At 59.7% G+C, this 19660-nt stretch carries 18 protein-coding genes; 5 read left to right on the top strand and 13 right to left on the bottom strand.

From position 1 onward, the window contains the following. The first annotated feature begins 33 nt into the window (after positions 1 to 33). Positions 34 to 342, top strand: a complete 309-nt coding sequence (locus AB7M25_RS26375) for a YhbY family RNA-binding protein (RefSeq protein ID WP_007942889.1) — start codon at positions 34 to 36, stop codon at positions 340 to 342. A gap of 9 nt (positions 343 to 351) precedes the next feature. Here the strand turns inward: AB7M25_RS26375 and AB7M25_RS26380 are convergent, their stop codons facing one another. The 8 genes from AB7M25_RS26380 to grpE all read right to left on the bottom strand — a co-directional run bounded on the left by AB7M25_RS26380 (position 352) and on the right by grpE (position 10819). After that, positions 352 to 756, bottom strand: coding sequence for an MFS transporter (locus AB7M25_RS26380; RefSeq protein WP_429384431.1), 405 nt, complete (start codon positions 754 to 756; stop codon positions 352 to 354). A gap of 28 nt (positions 757 to 784) precedes the next feature. Continuing rightward, entirely contained in the window at positions 785 to 1261 is a 477-nt protein-coding gene (gene greA, locus AB7M25_RS26385; protein ID WP_032829443.1) for a transcription elongation factor GreA, read from the bottom strand. A gap of 2 nt (positions 1262 to 1263) precedes the next feature. After that, on the bottom strand, positions 1264 to 4485 hold the full coding sequence (gene carB, locus AB7M25_RS26390) for a carbamoyl-phosphate synthase large subunit (protein ID WP_429393939.1): 3222 nt from the start codon (positions 4483 to 4485) through the stop codon (positions 1264 to 1266). A 117-nt stretch (positions 4486 to 4602) separates the two neighbouring features. Beyond that, entirely contained in the window at positions 4603 to 5739 is a 1137-nt protein-coding gene (carA, locus tag AB7M25_RS26395) for a glutamine-hydrolyzing carbamoyl-phosphate synthase small subunit (RefSeq protein WP_007973130.1), read from the bottom strand. 259 nt (positions 5740 to 5998) lie between these two features. Beyond that, entirely contained in the window at positions 5999 to 6802 is an 804-nt protein-coding gene (gene dapB / locus AB7M25_RS26400) for a 4-hydroxy-tetrahydrodipicolinate reductase (protein WP_007973131.1), read from the bottom strand. A gap of 10 nt (positions 6803 to 6812) precedes the next feature. Next, the gene (gene dnaJ / locus AB7M25_RS26405; RefSeq protein WP_007973132.1) at positions 6813 to 7937 is read right to left on the bottom strand and encodes a molecular chaperone DnaJ; all 1125 of its coding nucleotides are present in this window, start codon (positions 7935 to 7937) and stop codon (positions 6813 to 6815) included. A gap of 296 nt (positions 7938 to 8233) precedes the next feature. Continuing rightward, positions 8234 to 10150: a molecular chaperone DnaK gene (dnaK, locus tag AB7M25_RS26410; protein ID WP_429384285.1), complete on the bottom strand. Its 1917-nt coding sequence runs from the start codon at positions 10148 to 10150 to the stop codon at positions 8234 to 8236. A 102-nt stretch (positions 10151 to 10252) separates the two neighbouring features. After that, positions 10253 to 10819, bottom strand: a complete 567-nt coding sequence (gene grpE, locus AB7M25_RS26415) for a nucleotide exchange factor GrpE (protein WP_007993584.1) — start codon at positions 10817 to 10819, stop codon at positions 10253 to 10255. 240 nt (positions 10820 to 11059) lie between these two features. Here grpE and recN point away from each other — a divergent pair, with 240 nt between their 5' ends. Next, positions 11060 to 12733, top strand: a complete 1674-nt coding sequence (gene recN / locus AB7M25_RS26420) for a DNA repair protein RecN (protein ID WP_429384288.1) — start codon at positions 11060 to 11062, stop codon at positions 12731 to 12733. Positions 12734 to 12808: 75 nt separating this feature from the next. On the opposite strand, the gene fur is transcribed toward recN, so the two are convergent. Beyond that, positions 12809 to 13213: a ferric iron uptake transcriptional regulator gene (gene fur / locus AB7M25_RS26425; RefSeq protein ID WP_003197684.1), complete on the bottom strand. Its 405-nt coding sequence runs from the start codon at positions 13211 to 13213 to the stop codon at positions 12809 to 12811. Positions 13214 to 13310: 97 nt separating this feature from the next. Between fur and AB7M25_RS26430 the strand changes: the two genes are divergently transcribed. Next, positions 13311 to 13838 carry an outer membrane protein assembly factor BamE gene (locus tag AB7M25_RS26430; protein WP_218482314.1) on the top strand — a complete coding sequence of 176 codons (528 nt, stop codon included), beginning with the start codon at positions 13311 to 13313 and terminating at the stop codon, positions 13836 to 13838. A gap of 61 nt (positions 13839 to 13899) precedes the next feature. Here AB7M25_RS26430 and AB7M25_RS26435 read toward each other — a convergent pair whose 3' ends face one another. Genes AB7M25_RS26435 through AB7M25_RS26445 form a run of 3 tightly spaced genes read right to left on the bottom strand, consistent with a single transcriptional unit; the run spans position 13900 to position 16052 of the window. Further along, positions 13900 to 14214 (bottom strand): RnfH family protein, encoded by a 315-nt coding sequence (locus AB7M25_RS26435; protein WP_454238176.1) that lies wholly within the window; start codon positions 14212 to 14214, stop codon positions 13900 to 13902. Further along, positions 14207 to 14641 (bottom strand): type II toxin-antitoxin system RatA family toxin, encoded by a 435-nt coding sequence (locus AB7M25_RS26440; RefSeq protein ID WP_104450883.1) that lies wholly within the window; start codon positions 14639 to 14641, stop codon positions 14207 to 14209. Before AB7M25_RS26440 ends, AB7M25_RS26435 begins: the two co-directional genes overlap by 8 nt. Before the next feature lie 7 nt (positions 14642 to 14648). Continuing rightward, a complete protein-coding gene (locus AB7M25_RS26445; RefSeq protein ID WP_429384294.1) occupies positions 14649 to 16052 on the bottom strand; it encodes a sodium-dependent transporter in 1404 nt (467 codons plus the stop codon). Between the two features lie 119 nt (positions 16053 to 16171). Between AB7M25_RS26445 and smpB the strand changes: the two genes are divergently transcribed. Continuing rightward, complete coding sequence (smpB, locus tag AB7M25_RS26450) at positions 16172 to 16654, top strand: SsrA-binding protein SmpB (RefSeq protein WP_104450881.1); 483 nt, start codon at positions 16172 to 16174, stop codon at positions 16652 to 16654. Between the two features lie 159 nt (positions 16655 to 16813). On the opposite strand, the gene AB7M25_RS26455 is transcribed toward smpB, so the two are convergent. Continuing rightward, positions 16814 to 17581: a GntR family transcriptional regulator gene (locus AB7M25_RS26455; protein ID WP_007973145.1), complete on the bottom strand. Its 768-nt coding sequence runs from the start codon at positions 17579 to 17581 to the stop codon at positions 16814 to 16816. Positions 17582 to 17842: 261 nt separating this feature from the next. Between AB7M25_RS26455 and AB7M25_RS26460 the strand changes: the two genes are divergently transcribed. Beyond that, positions 17843 to 19537, top strand: a complete 1695-nt coding sequence (locus tag AB7M25_RS26460) for a lactate permease LctP family transporter (protein ID WP_454238177.1) — start codon at positions 17843 to 17845, stop codon at positions 19535 to 19537. Positions 19538 to 19660: the final 123 nt, after the last annotated feature.

Below are 19660 nucleotides of genomic sequence, written 5' to 3' on the forward strand. Positions count from 1 at the left end.
GCTTTTTACAAGATCAGACGCAGGGGTCAGATTATGCCGCTCACTCAAGAGCAGAAGAAACAGTACAAATCCATTGGCCACCATCTGAAACCGGTTTTGATTGTGGCAGACAATGGTTTGACTGAAGGTGTGTTAGCCGAACTCGAACGCGCTTTGGCGGATCACGAGCTGATCAAGATCAAGCTCAACATCCTCGATCGCGAATCGCGCCTGGCGTCCATTGCAGAGCTCTGCAAGGTCGGCAAAGCGGATCTGGTTCAGGTCATCGGCAAGATGGCGCTGATCTACCGCAAGAACTTCAGCGTCAACAAGCAGCTGTCGAACGTCCATCGCTTCAAGTGATGGCAAGGGTCAAGGGTGTGCCTGGCGCACCCTGCCACTCCATCCCGGCACCGGCTGCAACACCAGCACCAACCCGGAAAAGCCCAGAACAAGATAGCTGAACGCCTGCCAACGCAGCGCATCCGGCCAACCGAAGCGCACCACGAAGTACATCGCGCACGCACACAGTGCCATCAACAGCAGTTGCCCGCGTATATCCCGCCATAGACTGACAAGGCCCTCGGCCTTAATCAGCACCAAAGCCTGAAAAATCAAACACGCCGTAGCGAATCCCACTACCAACGCATTGAGCGTGCCTGCAATTTCGTCGATCAGCAGCGGTGCCAGGCCAATTCGGCCCAGCACCGGCAACAGACCAACTTGTAACAGCCACAAGCCACCGACCCACAACATCTGGGTCAGTTGCCAAAGCATGGCGCCCGCACGAAACGGGCGCCGGCCTTCAGACGTGGCGAACTTCGACAATCTCGTACTCGATAACACCGCCAGGCGTTTTCACAGCGACCACATCACCCTCTTCCTTGGCAATCAAGGCGCGAGCGATCGGCGAACCGACGGAAATCTTGCCGAGCTTGATGTCAGCCTCGTCCTCACCAACGATCTGGTAAGTCACGCTTTCATCGGTTTCGACGTTGGCGATTTCGACGGTGGTGCCGAAAATCACCTTGCCGGTGTGAGGAATGGTCGTCACATCAATGATCACCGCGTTCTGCATGCGGCCTTCGATGTCACGGATCCGCGCCTCGACCATACCCTGCTGCTCGCGGGCAGCGTGGTATTCGGCGTTTTCCTTCAAGTCACCCAACTCGCGGGCCGTACCGATGTCCTGGCTGAGCTTCGGACGAACGACCTTGGTCAGGTGAGTGTGCTCTTCTTCCAGGGCGCGAGCGCCCTGAACGGTCATTGGGTACTTCGTTATGCTCATGCCTTCAATCCTGCGTGTAGATCCTGCAAGCGGCGTACGGTCTTCTCGGGACCGAACTTCAGCGCTTCGCAGATGGCTTCGCCAGCAGCAATGGTGGTGGTGCAGTAAATCTTGTGCTGCAGGGCATTACGACGAATGGAGTACGAATCAGCGATCGACTGACGACCTTCGGTGGTGTTGATGATCAACGTGACTTCGTCATTCTTGATCATGTCGACCACGTGCGGACGACCCTCGGTCACCTTGTTCACACGGCGCACTTTCAGGCCTGCGGCCTCGATCAGCTTGGCAGTCCCGGCAGTGGCAACCACTTCGAAGCCCAAGTTGATCAGATCACGGGCCACGCCCGCAACCAGCGGCTTGTCGTCGTCACGTACGCTGATGAACGCAGTACCGCCGGTCGGCAACACTTCGCTGGCACCCATCTGGGCCTTGGCGAACGCTTCACCGAAGGTGTCGCCCACCCCCATCACTTCACCGGTCGACTTCATCTCTGGGCCGAGGATCGGGTCAACGCCAGGGAATTTGGCGAACGGGAACACCGCCTCTTTCACGCTGTAGAAGTTCGGGATGATTTCCTTGGTGAAACCCAGCTCTTTCAGGGTTTTACCGGCCATCACGCGTGCTGCGATCATCGCCAGGGAAACACCGATGCACTTGGACACGAACGGTACGGTACGGGAAGCACGCGGGTTGACTTCGATGACGTAGATGTCTTCGCCTTGCAGCGCCAGCTGCACGTTCATCAGGCCGACCACGCCCAGCTCCAGGGCCATTTTCTTGACCTGTTCGCGCATCTCGTCCTGGATGTGCGCCGGCAGCGAGTACGGCGGCAGCGAGCACGCGGAGTCACCGGAGTGAACACCGGCCTGCTCGATGTGCTGCATGATCGCGCCGATTACCACGTCTTTGCCGTCGCAGACCGCATCAACGTCCATCTCGATGGCGCAGTTGAGGAAGTGGTCCAGCAGCACCGGGCTGTCGTTGGACACTTGAACCGCTTCGCGCAGGTAGCGCTTGAGTTCTTCTTCTTCGTAGACGATTTCCATCGCACGACCGCCCAGTACGTAGGACGGGCGCACTACCAGCGGGTAACCGATCTTGGCGGCGGCACGAATGGCTTCATCTTCGCTGCGCACGGTGGCGTTTGGCGGCTGACGCAGGTTCAGGCGCTGGACCATTTGCTGGAAGCGCTCACGGTCTTCGGCACGGTCGATGGCGTCAGGGCTGGTGCCGATGATCGGCACGCCGGCAGCTTCCAGGGCGCGGGCCAGTTTCAGCGGGGTCTGGCCGCCGTACTGGACGATCACGCCTTTCGGCTTCTCGACGCGAACGATTTCCAGCACGTCTTCCAGGGTCACTGGCTCGAAGTACAGGCGATCGGAGGTGTCGTAGTCGGTGGAAACGGTTTCCGGGTTGCAGTTGACCATGATGGTCTCGTAACCGTCATCGCGCAGGGCCAGTGCCGCGTGTACGCAGCAGTAGTCGAACTCGATGCCCTGGCCGATACGGTTCGGACCACCACCCAGGATCATGATCTTGTCGCGACCCGATGGAGCGGCTTCGCACTCTTCCTCGTACGTCGAGTACAGGTAAGCGGTATCGGTGGCGAACTCGGCAGCGCAGGTGTCGACGCGCTTGTAGACCGGGAAGATTTCCAGCTTGTGACGGTGAGCACGCAGGCTCTTCTCGGTCACACCCAGCAGCTTGGCCAGGCGCATATCGGAGAAGCCCTTGCGCTTGAGGCGGAACATCAGGTCACGGTCGATGCTGGTCAGACCCAGGGTCTTGACCTTCTCTTCGTCCTTGATCAGGTCTTCCATCTGCACCAGGAACCAAGGATCGATCATGGTCATGCCGAAGATGTCTTCAACGGTCATGCCGGCGCGCATGGCGTCCGCCACGTACCAGATACGCTCGGCGCCCGGCACGGTCAGCTCGCGCTTGAGCACGCTCATGCTTTCCGGGTTGCTCAGGTCAACCTTCTCGTCCAGGCCGCAAACACCGACTTCCAGGCCGCGCAGGGCTTTCTGCAGGGATTCCTGGAAGGTACGGCCGATGGCCATGACTTCACCGACCGACTTCATTTGCGTGGTCAGGCGCGCGTCAGCCTTGGAGAACTTCTCGAAGGCGAAACGTGGCAGCTTGGTCACGACGTAGTCGATGGACGGCTCGAAGGACGCCGGGGTCTTGCCACCGGTGATGTCGTTCGACAGCTCGTCGAGGGTGTAGCCCACGGCCAGCTTGGCCGCGACCTTGGCGATCGGGAAGCCGGTGGCTTTCGAAGCCAGCGCCGAGGAACGGGATACGCGCGGGTTCATCTCGATCACGACCATGCGGCCAGTGTTCGGGCAGATACCGAACTGAACGTTGGAACCACCGGTTTCCACGCCGATCTCGCGCAGCACCGCCAGGGAGGCGTTACGCAGGATCTGGTATTCCTTGTCGGTCAGGGTCTGTGCCGGAGCCACGGTGATCGAGTCACCGGTGTGCACGCCCATCGGATCGAAGTTTTCGATGGAGCAGACGATGATGCAGTTGTCCTTCTTATCGCGGACAACCTCCATCTCGTACTCTTTCCAGCCGATCAGCGATTCGTCGATCAGCAGCTCTTTGGTCGGCGACAGATCCAGACCACGGGCGCAGATTTCTTCGAACTCTTCACGGTTGTAAGCGATACCGCCACCGGTGCCGCCCATGGTGAAGGACGGACGGATGATGCACGGGAAGCCGAGCTTCTCGAGGACCGCGTTGGCCTCTTCCATGCTGTGAGCGATACCGGAACGCGGGCACGCCAGGCCGATGGACTTCATCGCCTTGTCGAAACGCGAACGGTCTTCAGCTTTGTCGATGGTGTCGGCATTGGCACCGATCATCTCTACGCCGAACTTCTCCAGAACGCCTTCGCGCTCCAGGTCCAGGGCACAGTTCAGGGCGGTCTGGCCCCCCATGGTCGGCAGCAGCGCGTCCGGACGTTCTTTCTCGATGATCTTGGCAACGGTCTGCCACTTGATCGGCTCGATGTAGGTGGCGTCGGCCATGGCCGGGTCGGTCATGATGGTGGCCGGGTTGGAGTTCACCAGGATGACGCGGTAACCCTCCTCGCGCAGGGCTTTGCAGGCCTGGGCGCCGGAGTAGTCGAATTCGCAGGCCTGGCCGATCACGATCGGGCCAGCGCCGAGAATCAGGATGCTTTTAATGTCTGTACGTTTTGGCATGGGTTTGTCACTCAAATCCGCAGGTCAGTCGGCAAGCCGTCTTGTTCAATCTCTGAAGCCTTGAGGGGGCCGCCGGTGCGGGGCCACCCTCAAGCTTTGCTACATCAAGGCGAGCGATCAGCGTCGCTTGGCCATCTCGTTGATGAAGCGATCGAACAATGGCGCTACGTCGTTCGGGCCAGGGCTGGCTTCCGGGTGACCCTGGAAGCTGAAGGCGCTCTTGTCGGTACGCTCGATCCCTTGCAGGGTGCCGTCGAACAGCGATTTGTGGATCGCACGAACGTTGGCCGGCAGGGTCGCTTCGTCTACCGCAAAACCGTGGTTCTGGCTGGTGATCATCACCACACCGGTGTCCAGGTCCTGGACCGGGTGGTTGGCACCGTGGTGACCGTGACCCATTTTCAGGGTCTTGGCACCGGAGGCCAGGGCCAGCAGTTGGTGACCGAGGCAGATACCGAAGACCGGGATCTCGGTTTCCAGCACGTCCTTGATCGCCTGGATCGCGTAGTCGCATGGCTCCGGATCACCAGGGCCGTTGGACAGGAACACGCCGTCCGGCTTCAGCGCCAGCACATCGGCAGCCGGGGTTTGCGCCGGCACAACGGTCACGCGGCAACCGCGCTCGACCAGCATGCGCAGGATGTTCACCTTGACGCCGTAGTCGTAGGCAACCACGTGGTACGGCAGTTCGGAAGCGTCGATGGTCGCGTGGCTGTCGGTTTTCAGATCCCAGACAGTCGAACGCCATTCGTAGCTGTCCTTGGTGCTGACAACCTTCGCCAGATCCATACCTTTCAGGCCAGGAAAACCCTGGGCGGCGGCGATGGCGGCTTCCTCGGAAATATTGTCACCGGCCATGATGCAGCCGTTCTGCGCGCCTTTTTCACGCAGGATGCGCGTCAGGCGGCGGGTGTCGATACCGGCGATGGCCACAACATTGTTGGCCTTCAGGTAGTCGGACAGGGACATCGTGTTACGCCAGTTGCTCGCCACCAGTGGCAGGTCACGGATGACCAGGCCAGCGGACCAGACGCGGTTCGACTCGGCGTCTTCCGGCGTGGTGCCGGTGTTGCCGATGTGCGGATAAGTCAGGGTAACAATCTGTTGGGCGTAGGAAGGATCGGTAAGGATTTCCTGATAGCCGGTCATTGCGGTGTTGAACACCACCTCACCAACGGTCTGACCGTCGGCTCCAATGGCTTCGCCGCGAAAAATGCTGCCATCAGCAAGGGCGAGTATGGCTGGCTTAGTCAAGAAGACCTCCCGTAAATAAAGCCTGAAAGGGCGATCGCAGGTTGTAAAAAAGCGGAGTGACGTATGGACACGTCACCCCGCTTCTTCACTGAATTATTCTGCGCGCTTTTAGTGGACACACTAAAGCTGTAGCTTACAGAAAAAGGCCTTTTTGGTCTACCGCCAATGAGCCTTAAAGGCTGGAGAATGCGACAGGACGTCGCTTGGCGGAACAAAACCGGGCTCAAACGCTGTGCGCGAGCCCGATTTCGGGTGCATCTTAACGCAGATCGAGCACGTCTTGCATGTCGTATAGGCCAGGCTCGCGCCCGTCCAGCCACAATGCAGCACGTACCGCGCCCTTGGCAAAGGTCATGCGACTGGACGCCTTGTGGGTGATCTCGACACGCTCGCCGTCGGCGGCGAACAGCACGGTGTGATCACCGACGATGTCGCCGGCACGTACAGTGGCGAAACCGATGGTTTCACGATCACGCGCACCGGTCTGACCTTCACGGCCATACACCGCCACTTTCTTCAGGTCACGACCCAACGCATCGGCAATCACCTCGCCCATACGCACGGCAGTGCCGGACGGCGCGTCGACTTTATGCCGATGGTGAGCCTCGGTGATTTCGATATCGACATCGTCACCCAAAACGCGAGCGGCCGTGTCGAGCAGCTTCAGGCACAGGTTGACCCCGACACTGAAGTTGGCCGCGAAGACAATCGGGATGTCCTTGCCCGCTTCCGCCAGCAACTGCTTTTCTTCAACACTGAAGCCAGTGGTCCCAATGATCATGGCCTTGCCGTGTTTACGGCAGAAAGCCAGGTTCTTCAGGGTCACCGTCGGGTGCGTGAAGTCGATCAGCACGTCAAACTCGTCGACCACCCGGTCCAGATCGCCGGACAGCGGCACGCCGATGCGACCGATAGCCGCCAGTTCACCGGCATCCGCACCGACCAGCGTGCTGTCAGGACGATCCACAGCCGCCGTCAACCCGGCGCCTGGCGCCTGTTGCACCGCTTCAATCAGGGTCTTGCCCATGCGCCCGGCGGCGCCCATCACTGCAATACGTCGCATGCCTGTCTCCTTACAAATCGCCGAAGAAGCGTTTCACGCCTTCGAACCAGCCGGTGGTTTTCGGCGAATGGCTGTTGTCGTCCGCCAGCGAACTGCGGAATTCCTCGAGCATTTCACGCTGGCGACGGCTCAGATTGACCGGCGTCTCGACCGCCACACGGCACATCAAGTCGCCCGCACCACCGCCACGCACAGGCGCGACACCCTTGCCACGCACACGGAACTGCTTGCCGGTCTGGGTCCCCTCGGGGATCTTCAACTTGACCCGGCCATCAAGGGTCGGAATCTCCAGCTCGCCACCCAGCGCCGCATCGACGAAACTGATCGGCACTTCGCAGAACAGGTGCTTGCCATCACGCTGGAAGATCGAATGCTCGCGCACGTTGATCACCACGTACAGGTCGCCGGTCGGGCCACCCTGGGCACCCGCCTCGCCTTCGCCGGACAGACGAATGCGGTCACCAGTATCGACGCCGGCCGGCACTTTCACCGACAGGGTCTTGTACTCTTCGACGCGACCTTCGCCGTGACAGGAATCGCACGGATCGGAAATGATCTTGCCCTGGCCATGGCAGCGCGGGCAGGTCTGCTGTACCGAGAAGAAGCCTTGCTGCATGCGCACCTGGCCGATACCGCCGCACGTCGGGCAAGTCACCGGCGAAGAACCTTTCTTGGCACCGGAGCCATCGCACGGCTTGCAATTGACCAGCGTCGGAACGCGGATATTCACGGTCGTGCCGCGTACCGCTTCTTCCAGGTCCAGTTCCAGGGTGTAGCGCAAGTCACTGCCGCGCTGAGCGCCGCCACGGGAACCGCCGCGACCGCCACCGAAGAAGTCACTGAAGACATCGCCAAAAATGTCGGAGAAGTTCTGGCCACCGAAACCGGCACCGCCGCCGCCCATGCTCGGGTCGACACCGGCATGGCCGTACTGGTCGTACGCCGCGCGCTTGCTGGAATCGGAAAGCACTTCGTAGGCCTCGTTGGCCTCCTTGAACATCTCTTCCGACGCCTTGTCATCGGGATTACGGTCCGGGTGGTGCTTCATCGCCAGGCGACGGTAAGCCTTTTTCAGGTCCGCTTCGCTTGAACCACGCTCAACACCCAATACTTCGTAATAGTCACGCTTTGCCATAAGTCTTTGCACTCTTGAGGACGTCCGGCAAAACCCTCCTGAGTTTGCCGAACTCGTTGAGCCCCAATACAGGCCCGGACCCAACTCACGTCAATTCAACGATCCTGGTCTTTGATTCGATGCGGTACTTTCAGCTCGAAAAGCAGGAGCATTTCCGGCCATACCGCCAGCACGCGAACGCTGTCGCATGCTGTAAAAATTCGCGTATTCCAGATACGCCAACGCGGGAGCAAGCTCCCGCGCGGCGACATCCTACCAGTCACCGCCTAAAGGCAGTCAACCGGCCGACCAACAACTTACTTGTGGTCTTTGACTTCTTCGAACTCGGCATCGACAACGTCGTCAGCCTTCTCAGCCGATTCGCCCTGCGGTGCAGCGCCTTCAGCAGGCTGAGCCTGTTCGGCGTACATCTTCTGCGCCACCGGAGCGGAGACTTTCGACAGCTCTTCAACCTTGGCGTCGATAGCGGCCTTGTCGTCACCTTTGACGGCGGCTTCCAGGGCAACTACGGCAGCTTCGATTGCAGTCTTCTCTTCGGCAGTCACTTTATCGCCGGCATCGGTCACCATTTTGCGCGTCGAGTGAACCAGTGCGTCGCCCTGGTTACGGGCAGCAGCCAGCTCTTCGAACTTGCGGTCTTCCTCGGCGTTCGCCTCGGCATCACGCACCATGCGCTCGATTTCCTCGTCGGACAGACCGGAGTTGGCCTTGATCACGATCGACTGAGTCTTGCCGGTAGCCTTATCCTTCGCACCTACGTGCAGGATGCCGTTGGCGTCGATGTCGAAGGTTACTTCGATCTGTGGCACACCACGTGGAGCCGGTGGAATGTCGGCCAGGTCGAACTTGCCCAGGGACTTGTTCTGAGCAGCTTGCTTACGCTCGCCCTGCAGCACGTGAATGGTCACGGCGCCCTGGTTGTCGTCGGCAGTCGAGAACACTTGCGATTTCTTGGTAGGAATCGTGGTGTTTTTCTCGATCAGCGCAGTCATCACGCCACCCATGGTTTCGATACCCAGGGTCAGCGGGCTGACGTCGAGCAGCAGAACGTCTTTCACGTCACCGGCCAGTACCGCGCCCTGGATGGCAGCACCCATGGCAACCGCTTCGTCCGGGTTGACGTCTTTACGCGCTTCTTTGCCGAAGAACTCGGTGACCAGCTTCTGAACCAGTGGCATACGGGTCTGACCGCCCACCAGGATCACGTCGTTGATCGCGCCAACGTCGATACCGGCATCTTTCATTGCGATGCGGCAAGGCTCGATGGTGCGCTGAACCAGGTCTTCCACCAATGCTTCGAGCTTGGCGCGGGAGATCTTCACGTTCAGGTGCTTCGGACCGGTGGCGTCTGCAGTGATGTACGGCAGGTTCACGTCGGTCGACTGGCTCGAGGACAGTTCGATCTTGGCTTTTTCAGCGGCTTCTTTCAGGCGCTGCATGGCCAGCGGGTCACCCTTGAGGTTCATGCCGCTTTCTTTCTTGAATTCGTCGACGAGGTAGTCGATCAGACGAATGTCAAAGTCTTCACCGCCCAGGAACGTGTCACCGTTGGTGGCCAGTACTTCAAACTGGTGCTCGCCATCGACTTCAGCGATCTCGATCACGGAAACGTCGAAAGTACCGCCGCCCAGGTCGTAAACGATCACGGTGTGATCGCCCTTCGCCTTGTCCATACCGTAAGCCAGAGCAGCGGCGGTCGGTTCGTTGATGATACGTTTTACGTCCAGACCGGCGATGCGGCCGGCGTCCTTGGTCGCCTGACGCTGGCTGTCGTTGAAGTAGGCCGGAACGGTGATCACCGCTTCAGTCACGGTCTCGCCGAGGTAGTCTTCGGCGGTCTTCTTCATTTTCTTCAGGATTTCAGCCGAGATTTGTGGCGGTGCCATTTTCTGGCCGTTCACTTCAACCCAGGCGTCGCTGTTCTCAGCCTTGACGATCTTGTACGGGACCATCTGGATGTCTTTCTGCACGACTTCTTCGTCGAAACGACGACCGATCAGACGCTTCACCGCATACAGGGTGTTGTGCGGATTGGTCACAGCCTGACGCTTGGCCGACTGGCCAACCAGAATTTCGCCGTCGTTGGCGTAAGCGATGATCGACGGCGTGGTACGCGCGCCTTCAGCGTTTTCAATAACTTTTGCCTTGCCGTTTTCCAGCACGGAGACGCAGGAGTTGGTAGTCCCCAGGTCGATACCGATAATTTTGCCCATGTTCACTCTCCCGAAACTTTGGATTTGGTTGCCGCAGCAGTGGTGGCTAACTGCGGTAGCACTTAAACGCTTGACTTATAAATGGGGGCCTTGCGGCGGATTTCAAGCCTGCTCGTCAATCGAAGGCGAAACCGGCGCAGGCGCCTTGCTGACCACGACCATCGCCGGGCGCAGCAGGCGACCATTGAGCTGATAGCCCTTCTGGAACACCTTCAGAACACTGTTCGGCTCGACATCGGCGCTTTCCTGCATGGCCATCGCCTGATGGTGAACGGCGTTGAACGGTTCGCCATGCGGGTCGATCGCTTCAAGCTGATAACGCTTGAGGGTGTCGTGGAACATTTTCAGGGTCAGCTCGATGCCTTCGCGCATCGGACGGATGCTTTCGTCGTCCGGGCTGGACAGCTCCAGGCCGCGTTCCAGGCTGTCGACGATCGGCAGCAGGTCGCTGGCGAATTTTTCCAGCGCGAACTTGTGAGCCTTCTCCACATCCTGCTCGGCGCGACGGCGGACGTTCTGCAGATCGGCGGCTACACGCAAAGCCTGATCCTGAGCGCCTGCCAGTTGCTCTTCGAGCACTTGTACACGAGCCGCCAGGTCTTCACCCGAAGCCTCGGGCGCCTGGTTGGCGTCTGGGTTTTGCGTATCCACTGTCTGTTCGTCAGCCATAGATTTCTCCTTTCAATATCGTCCGCGAGCTCAACTCGCGCTTCTGCCCAGCTATATGGGGCCGCAAAATCCGGCTTCAAGGGGCGCCAATGATTAACCCTACAAAAAACAATCGCATTGTCATGCCAGCTCGCGATAAGGGTTTCGTGGGACCAAGCGAATCGAGCTAACGAGGGGCATTGTCAGCCAGAAACAAAACACTGTATAAATAACCAGACCTAACACCTGGGAGCGGCCCATATGCTGGTGCACCTGTCCGTACACAACTACGCCATCGTTGAACATCTCGATCTCGAACTCGATCGCGGGATGAGCGTGATCACCGGGGAAACCGGCGCGGGCAAGTCGATCATGCTCGACGCGCTGGGCCTGACCCTCGGCGATCGCGCCGACAGCGGCGTGGTCCGCCCCGGCGCCGACAAGGCCGATATCCTGGCCACCTTCGATCTGGCCGACATTCCGGAAGCCAGCGCCTGGCTGGCCGAACGCGACCTCGAAAACGACGGCCCGTGCATCCTGCGCCGGGTGATCACATCCGAAGGTCGCTCGCGCGGCTACATCAACGGCACGCCCTGCCCGCTTGGCGATCTCAAGGCGCTGGGCGAGCTGCTGATCGACATTCACAGCCAGCACGAACACCAATCCCTGCTCAAGACCGATACCCACCGTCGCCTGCTCGATGAATATGCCGGCGCGACGGATCTGGCCCGCCAGGTTCAACTGGCCGCCCAACGCTGGCGCCAGACCCGCCAGGAACTGGAGCGGCTCTCCAATTCCGGCGACGAGCAACGCGCCCGCCATCAGCTGCTCAGCTACCAGCTCGAAGAGCTGGAAAACCTTGGACTCGGCGACAATGAGCTGGAGCAGCTGGAACAGGAACACAAGAACCTGACCAACGCCGAAACCCTGCTGGGCATTTGCCGGCAAGTCGTCGAACAATGCAGCGAAAGTGATTCCGGGAATGTCCTCAACGCCCTCACCGCCAGCCTCAACCGCCTGTCGAGCGTGAACAGCTCGATCGGCGCCCTGGGCGAAGCCAGCAGTTTGCTGACCAGCGCACAGATCCAGGTTGAAGAGGCCGTGGGTGAACTGAACCGTTTCCTCGACAATTTCGATGCCGATCCATCGCGCCTTCAATACCTCGAAGAACGCCTCGATGCGATCTACACCCTGGCGCGCAAACACCGCATCCAGCCGACTGAAGTGGCCGAGATGCAGCAGAAACTGCTGGATGAAATCGAGACCCTGAACGCCAACGACGAATCCATCGAGCGCCTGAGCGATGAGCTGTCGTCCTATGCCCGGCACTATCAGGAAAAGGCCCGGGAACTGAGCGATCTAAGGCATCAAGCCTCGAACAGCCTGGCCAGCGCCGTGGAGCAGGAAATCCAGCGACTGGGCATGCCCGGCGGCCGCTTCACCATTGAACTGCGCCCGAACAGCGGCAACGAACTGCTGCCAAACGGGCTCGAACAGGTAGAACTGCTGGTCAGCGCCAACCCCGGCCAGCCGCTGAAGGCCCTGGCGAAAGTGGCGTCCGGCGGCGAACTGTCGCGGATCAGCCTGGCGATTCAGGTGATCACCGCACAGACCTCCCGTGTACCGACCCTGGTGTTCGACGAAGTCGACGTCGGCATTGGCGGCCCGACCGCAGAAATCGTCGGCCAGTTGCTGCGCAGGCTCGGCGAGCGCGGGCAGGTGCTGACCGTGACCCACTTGCCGCAAGTGGCAGCGCAAGGTCACCAGCATCTATTTGTGCATAAAGTGCGCGGCGAAGATGCCACCCGCACGGCGGTTTCCAAATTGAGCAAAAACGAGCGCGTCGAAGAGGTCGCGCGAATGCTGGGCGGCATCGATCTCACCAAGGAGTCACTGGCTCACGCGAAAAAAATGGTGGTTGCCGCCAAAGCTTGAGTAACGCCAGAAAGCACGAAGGCGACCCTGGGGTCGCCTTCGCTCGTTTCGCGAACGGAGGCTCGCGCGACATGCTTACTTTTTCTTGCGCACGTACAGCACCAGATTGTGATCAACCATCTCGAAGCCATACTTGTCGACGATTGCTTTCTGAAGCCGCTCGATTTCTTCGTCGAAGAATTCGATCACTTCGCTGGTTTCGACGTTGACCATATGGTCGTGATGCTTTCCGTCGTCCAGTTCGAAGACCGCGTGGCCTCCGTCGAAGTTGTGCCGCACCACAAGGCCAGCTGCCTCGAACTGGGTCAGAACACGGTAAACCGTGGCCAGACCGACGTCCTCACCAGCCTCCATAAGGGCCTTGTAGACATCCTCGGCACTCATGTGGCGTTGCTCGGCGGAATCGAGCATTTGCAGAATTTTGACCCTTGGCAGGGTCACTTTGAGGCCGGCTTTGCGTAGTTCGCTATTTTCAACCATGGTCAGCTTTCTCGCGATGCTGCTTCGCAGCTTCTCTTAATGCGGGTATGATCGGCGTTTACGTTGTCCCAGCCAAGATAGTGGAAGTCGCCCACCGATGCAAAACACCAAGCTCTTGCTAACCAGTTTCACCTTTGTGGGACTGCTCGCACTCGCCGGTTGTTCATTCCCCGGGGTTTACAAAATCGACATCCAGCAGGGCAATGTCGTCACGCAGGACATGATAGACCAGTTACGCCCGGGAATGACCCGTAAGCAAGTACGGTTTATCATGGGCAACCCTCTGCTGACTGACACGTTCCATGCCGATCGCTGGGATTATCTGTACAGCCTGCAACCGGGTGGCGGTGAACGCCAACAGGAACGCATCAGCGTTATCTTCAACCCAAATGATCAGCTTGTCAGCCTCTCTGGTGATTTCATGCCAGGCGTGAGCCGTGACGAAGCCATTCTCGGCAAGGACAGCGGCACGACAGTGGCTGCCCCGACAGAAAACGTCGAGAAGCCAAAACCGGAAAAGCCGGTCAAGCCAGGTTCGTTGCTGGACCAGATCCAGAAGGACGTCGACGGCGTAGAAACCGTTCCGGTCCCGACGCCGCAACCACTGGACACCTCGCCGCAATAATTTGCGACGCAATAAAAAGCCCGGCATGCCCGGGCTTTTTATTGTCTGGCGTTCAAGCCACTCACTGATTCCGGGTCTTGGCCTCGGCAGCTTTTGCCGCGCGCAGTCGGCGCACCTCTTTCGGGTCGGCCAGCAACGGGCGGTAAATCTCGATACGATCCCCGGCCTGGACTGCCCGACTCTCCGGGTCAGCTACCACCTTGCCGAAGATCCCCACAGGGCAATGGGTCAGATCCAGTTCCGGAAACTCTTCAGCCACGGTCGACCTGAGCAAGGCCGCACGCACGGACGTTCCGACAGGCACAGCCACTGTCAGCAGCACCTGACGGTCTACCGCCGCGTAGACCACTTCGATTTCAATCATGACCTCAACCATGTATCTGCTTGGCGCGCTGGCAGAACGCATCCATCAGGGTGTTGGCGGCCTGATTGAACAGCGGCCCCAAGGTGGCACGAACCAGTGGCCCGGCGTAATCGAACGACAGATCAAGGCTGATCTTGCAGGCCTTGTCGGTCAACGCCTTGAATACCCAGATGCCATGCAATTGGGTGAAAGGACCCTCTTCGAGGTTCATTTCGATCGACTGCCCAGGAACCAGGGTGTTGCGCGTGACGAAATGCTGGCTGAGGCCGCCCTTCGCCACGCCGACGCTCGCCCGCATATGCTCGGGTGAGCTCTCCAGGACTTCGGCCGACGAGCACCACGGCAGAAACTCCGGGTAGCGCGCGACGTCGTTGACCAGGTCATACAGCGCTTGTGCCGGGTACGGCAGCAAGGCCGAACGCGAAATGTGTGTCGTCATGTCAGCGTCACTTCCACAGCTGGGCGGCAAACACTACGAGGATGCCGATGGGCGCCACATAGCGCATCAAGAACAAGGACAGACCAAACAGCGCAGGGTTACGGATCGACAACTCGTCGCGCACCGCTTCACGCCCCATGATCCAGCCCGCAAACACCACGAAACACAAACCGCCAAGCGGCAACATGAGTCGCGAGGTGAAGAAATCGATCACGCCAAAGAAGTCGAGACCACCGGTTGCTCCCCATTGGTAGAGGTGGAACATCCCACCTTCGTTCACGAAGAACTTGGCCTCCTTCCAGATATTGAAGGAGAACACCGTGCCCAGACCGACGAACCAGCAGCTGAAAGCCAGCCAGAAGGTAACCCAGGCACGACTCACTTTAGTGCGCTCGACCAGGTAGGCCACCATCGGCTCAAGCAGGGAAATCGCCGAGCTCCAGGCAGCGACCGCCACCAGCACGAAAAACACCACCCCCATCAATTGCCCGAACGCCACGTTGCCGAAGGCAAACGGCAGGCTGACGAACATAAGCCCCGGCCCTTCGCTCGGGTTCAGGCCCGCCGCGAAAACAATCGGAAACAATGCCAGGCCGGCCACCAGGGAAACGAAGGTGTCGAGCAGCGCCACACCAACGACAGTCCCCGATATCGACGAGCTCTTCGGCATGTAGGCGCCATAGATCATGATCGAGCCGACGCCCACGCTCAGGGAAAAGAACGCATGCCCCATCGCGGGCAACAAGCCGTCCAGGACCTTTTCCGGGTGGAAGTCGAACATGAAATGCACGCCCTCCATGAAATGACCGGTGGTCATGCTGTAGCCCAGCAGCACCAGGACCATCACGAACAACAACGGCATCATGATGCGCAAACTGCGCTCAAGCCCGGCGACCACGCCCTTTGCGATCACCACCGCTGACAGCAGCATGAAAATCGTGTGCCAAAGTGTCAGGCGCCAGGGATCGGCAATGACATTGCCGAAGTAAGCGCCCACCTGATCCGCCGTCACACCCTGAAAGTCGCCACGCCCCATGTCGATGATGTAATCCAGCGACCAGCCACCCACCACACTGTAGAACGACAGGATCAGCAACGCCGTGATCATTCCGGCAAATGCACCCCAGGACCATTTGCCCGAGTGCCCCGCCTCGACCGCCAGCACCTTCAAGGCATTGGCCGGACTCTGCCGTGCACGCCGGCCGATCAGCGTTTCGGCCAGCATGACCGGCACGCCGATCAGCGCGATACAGGCCAGGAACATCAGCACGAAGGCACCGCCGCCATAGACGCCGACCATGTACGGGAATTTCCAGATACTACCCAGCCCCACGGCCGAACCGGTCGCGGCGAGTATGAAGACCCAGCGGCTAGCCCAACTGCCGTGGACAGAAACCTTGTCTGTCGACATCGTTATCACGCCCAAGCGTTCAAAAAAAGAGGCCGCATTGTCCGGGATTCAATCAACCTGCTCAAGCACGTAGCAACCCCGTAGCCGACTCTGTTGTAACTCCCTATAATGCCGCCCCTATGGCTAAACAGAAGAAACACCCAACAGGGACCATCGCGCAAAATAAAAAGGCGCGACACGATTACTTCATCGAGCACAAGTTCGAGGCTGGTCTGGTCCTGGCCGGCTGGGAAGTAAAAAGTCTGCGGGCAAGCAAGCTGCAACTGGTGGACAGTTATGTCCTGCTCAAGGATGGCGAAGCCTGGCTGCTCGGCAGTCACATCACGCCCCTGACGACCGCCAGCACCCACGTCATCGCCGATCCGGTGCGCAGCCGCAAGCTGCTGCTCAACCGTCGCGAGCTGGACAAGCTGTCCGCTGCGGTGCAGCAAAAGGGTTACGCCTGCGTGTGCCTGTCCTGGTACTGGAGCAAGCACATGGTCAAGTGCGAGATCGCCCTGGGCAAGGGCAAGAAGGAATACGACAAGCGTGATACCGAGCGCGAACGCGACGCAGGTCGCGAGTTGCAGCGTGCGGTGCGCAACAAGGGCAAGGAAGAGTAACTCCTTCGCCTTGAGGCCCCCTTCGCGGGCAAGTCGGATCGCCGCACCGCCGCCCCCACAAGGTCTGTGGCTGCCAATAGTTTTTGCGGCAACCCTGAAACCCTGTGGGAGCGGGCTTGCCCGCGAAAGCAATCCCACAAGCCATACAAATCCGACTGACTACATCCCCTTGCGCCGCTCCGCCCGGGCCACGCGCTGCACTTCCTGACGCACCTCTTCCAGCACCTCCTGCACATACAGAATGTGCCGGCTGGAAACTTCCCGTGCCTGCTCCGCCCGCCCTTCGATAATCGCCTGGTACAACTCCCGATGCTGCGTGATCAGCATGTCGCGGGTTTCAGTGCGCTGCTTGTACATGCCACCGATGTTGGTCACCACGTTGCGCTTGAGCAAGTCGAACAGCCCGCGGATGGTATGCAGCAGCACGGCATTGTGGCTGGCCTCGGCGATCGCCAGGTGAAAGCTTGCGTCCGCCGCCCCCTCTTCGGCACGACTCACCTCTTCGTGACGCGAATAGCAGTCCTGCAACTTGTTGAATGCCGCGGTCAGCCGCTCGCGATCCACATCAGTGGCGCGCAACGCCGCGTAGTAGGCACAGGACGCTTCCAGCGTATGGCGAAACTCGAGCAGATCGCGCTGCGCCTCGGGGTTGCTTTCCAGCAGCTGCAACAAGGGATCACTGAAGGTGGTCCCCAGTGATTCCACCACATAGTTGCCACCGCCCTGGCGACTGACCAGCAACCCCTTGGCGGTCAGCTTCTGAATGGCTTCACGCAACGAAGGGCGGGACACGCCAAATTGTTCGGCCAACGCGCGCTCGGCCGGCAAGCGCTCTCCAGCCTTCAGCGTGCCCTCGAGGATCATGCCCTCAAGCTGCTCGACAATATCGTCAGACAAACGGCGCTGACGAATCTGATCAAACCCCATAACTCGATTTCTCCACGATCCGACGGCTCGCCGGGGCTCTATTCTGGCCTATCGGCGCCGCGCCAGCACCTGCCACAACGCATTTGGTCATACCAGACGGACGACCTGCGCACTTTGCATTCGACAAAAGTTTTAGGGCGGCAAATTGACACACCGCCTACAAGGCTTTTACCCTAGCCAACAGCGATTGTAAATTGGTCTTACCAATTACCCAAGAACGCTGATCAGTGCCTGACCAACAACAATTAGGGGCCACCCCATATGCAAACCTGGCAACAGCTCTATACCCCGCTCGGCAGCCTCGGCCTGTCCGCACTCGCAGCCGTCATCCCCATCGTGTTTTTCTTCCTGGCCCTGGCCGTGTTCCGCCTCAAAGGGCACGTGGCCGGCAGCATCACCCTGGCGTTGTCGATCCTGGTGGCGATCTTCGCTTTCCAGATGCCGGTCGATATGGCACTCGCCGCCGCCGGGTATGGCTTCGCTTATGGCCTGTGGCCGATTGCCTGGATCATCGTGGCCGCGGTGTTCCTCTACAAACTGACGGTCAAGAGCGGCCAGTTTGAAGTCATCCGCAGTTCGGTCCTGTCGATCACCGATGACCAGCGCCTGCAGGTACTGCTGATCGGCTTCTGCTTCGGTGCATTCCTGGAAGGTGCCGCCGGTTTCGGCGCGCCGGTGGCGATTACCGCTGCACTCCTTGTAGGACTGGGCTTTAACCCGCTGTACGCCGCCGGCTTGTGCCTGATCGCCAACACCGCGCCGGTGGCCTTCGGCGCCCTCGGCATTCCGATCATCGTGGCCGGGCAAGTGACCGGTATCGACGCCTTCAAGATCGGCGCCATGACCGGCCGCCAACTGCCGCTGCTGTCGCTGTTCGTGCCGTTCTGGCTGGTGTTCATGATGGACGGCCTGCGCGGCGTGCGGGAAACCTGGCCGGCAGCGCTGGTGGCCGGTTTGAGCTTTGCCGTGACCCAGTACTTCACCTCGAACTTCATCGGCCCGGAACTGCCGGACATCACCTCGGCCCTGGCCGCACTGATCTCCCTGACCCTGTTCCTGAAAGTCTGGCAACCAAAACGCGCCGCTGGCCAGCACATCGTCGGCGCTGTCTCGGCCTCCGTGGTAAGCGCCAGCGTCGGTGGTTTCGGCCAGAAACGCACAACCGTGGCTTCGCCCTACAGCCTTGGGGAAATCTTCAAGGCCTGGTCGCCGTTCCTGATTCTGACCGTACTGGTCACCATCTGGACCCTGAAACCGTTCAAGGCGATGTTCGCCGCCGGCGGTTCGATGTACAGCTTCGTGTTCAACTTCGCCATTCCGCACCTGGACCAGATGGTGATCAAGGTCGCGCCGATCGTGGCTACGCCAACGGCTATTCCGGCAGTGTTCAAACTCGACCCGATTTCTGCCACTGGCACAGCGATCTTCTTCTCGGCGCTGATCTCGATGCTGGTGCTGAAGATCAACGTCAAAACTGGTCTTACCACTTTTAAGGAGACCTTCTACGAACTGCGCTGGCCGATCCTGTCCATCGGCATGGTGCTGGCGTTTGCCTTCGTCACCAACTACTCGGGCATGTCCTCGACCATGGCCCTGGTACTGGCGGCGACGGGCGCGGCGTTCCCCTTCTTCTCGCCGTTCCTCGGTTGGCTGGGCGTGTTCCTCACCGGCTCCGATACTTCGTCCAACGCCCTGTTCAGTTCGCTGCAAGCGACCACCGCGCACCAGATCGGTGTCAACGACACCTTGCTGGTGGCGGCGAACACCAGCGGCGGCGTGACCGGCAAGATGATCTCGCCACAATCGATCGCCGTGGCCTGCGCCGCGACCGGCCTGGTGGGCAAGGAATCGGATCTGTTCCGCTTCACCCTCAAGCACAGCCTATTCTTTGCAACGATTGTCGGCTTGATCACCCTGGCTCAGGCCTACTGGTTCACCGGCATGCTGGTGCACTAAGGACTACAAGCAAAACGGTAAAAACCGACGCCGGGCCACGCCCCCGGCGTCCGCAATTCACACCCCGGTCTGTAAGGCTGCTGAAAGCTTCCCTCACTATATTCAGCGGCCTCAACAGACGAA

The sequence above is a fragment of the Pseudomonas sp. AP3_22 TE3818 genome, assembly GCF_053628995.1.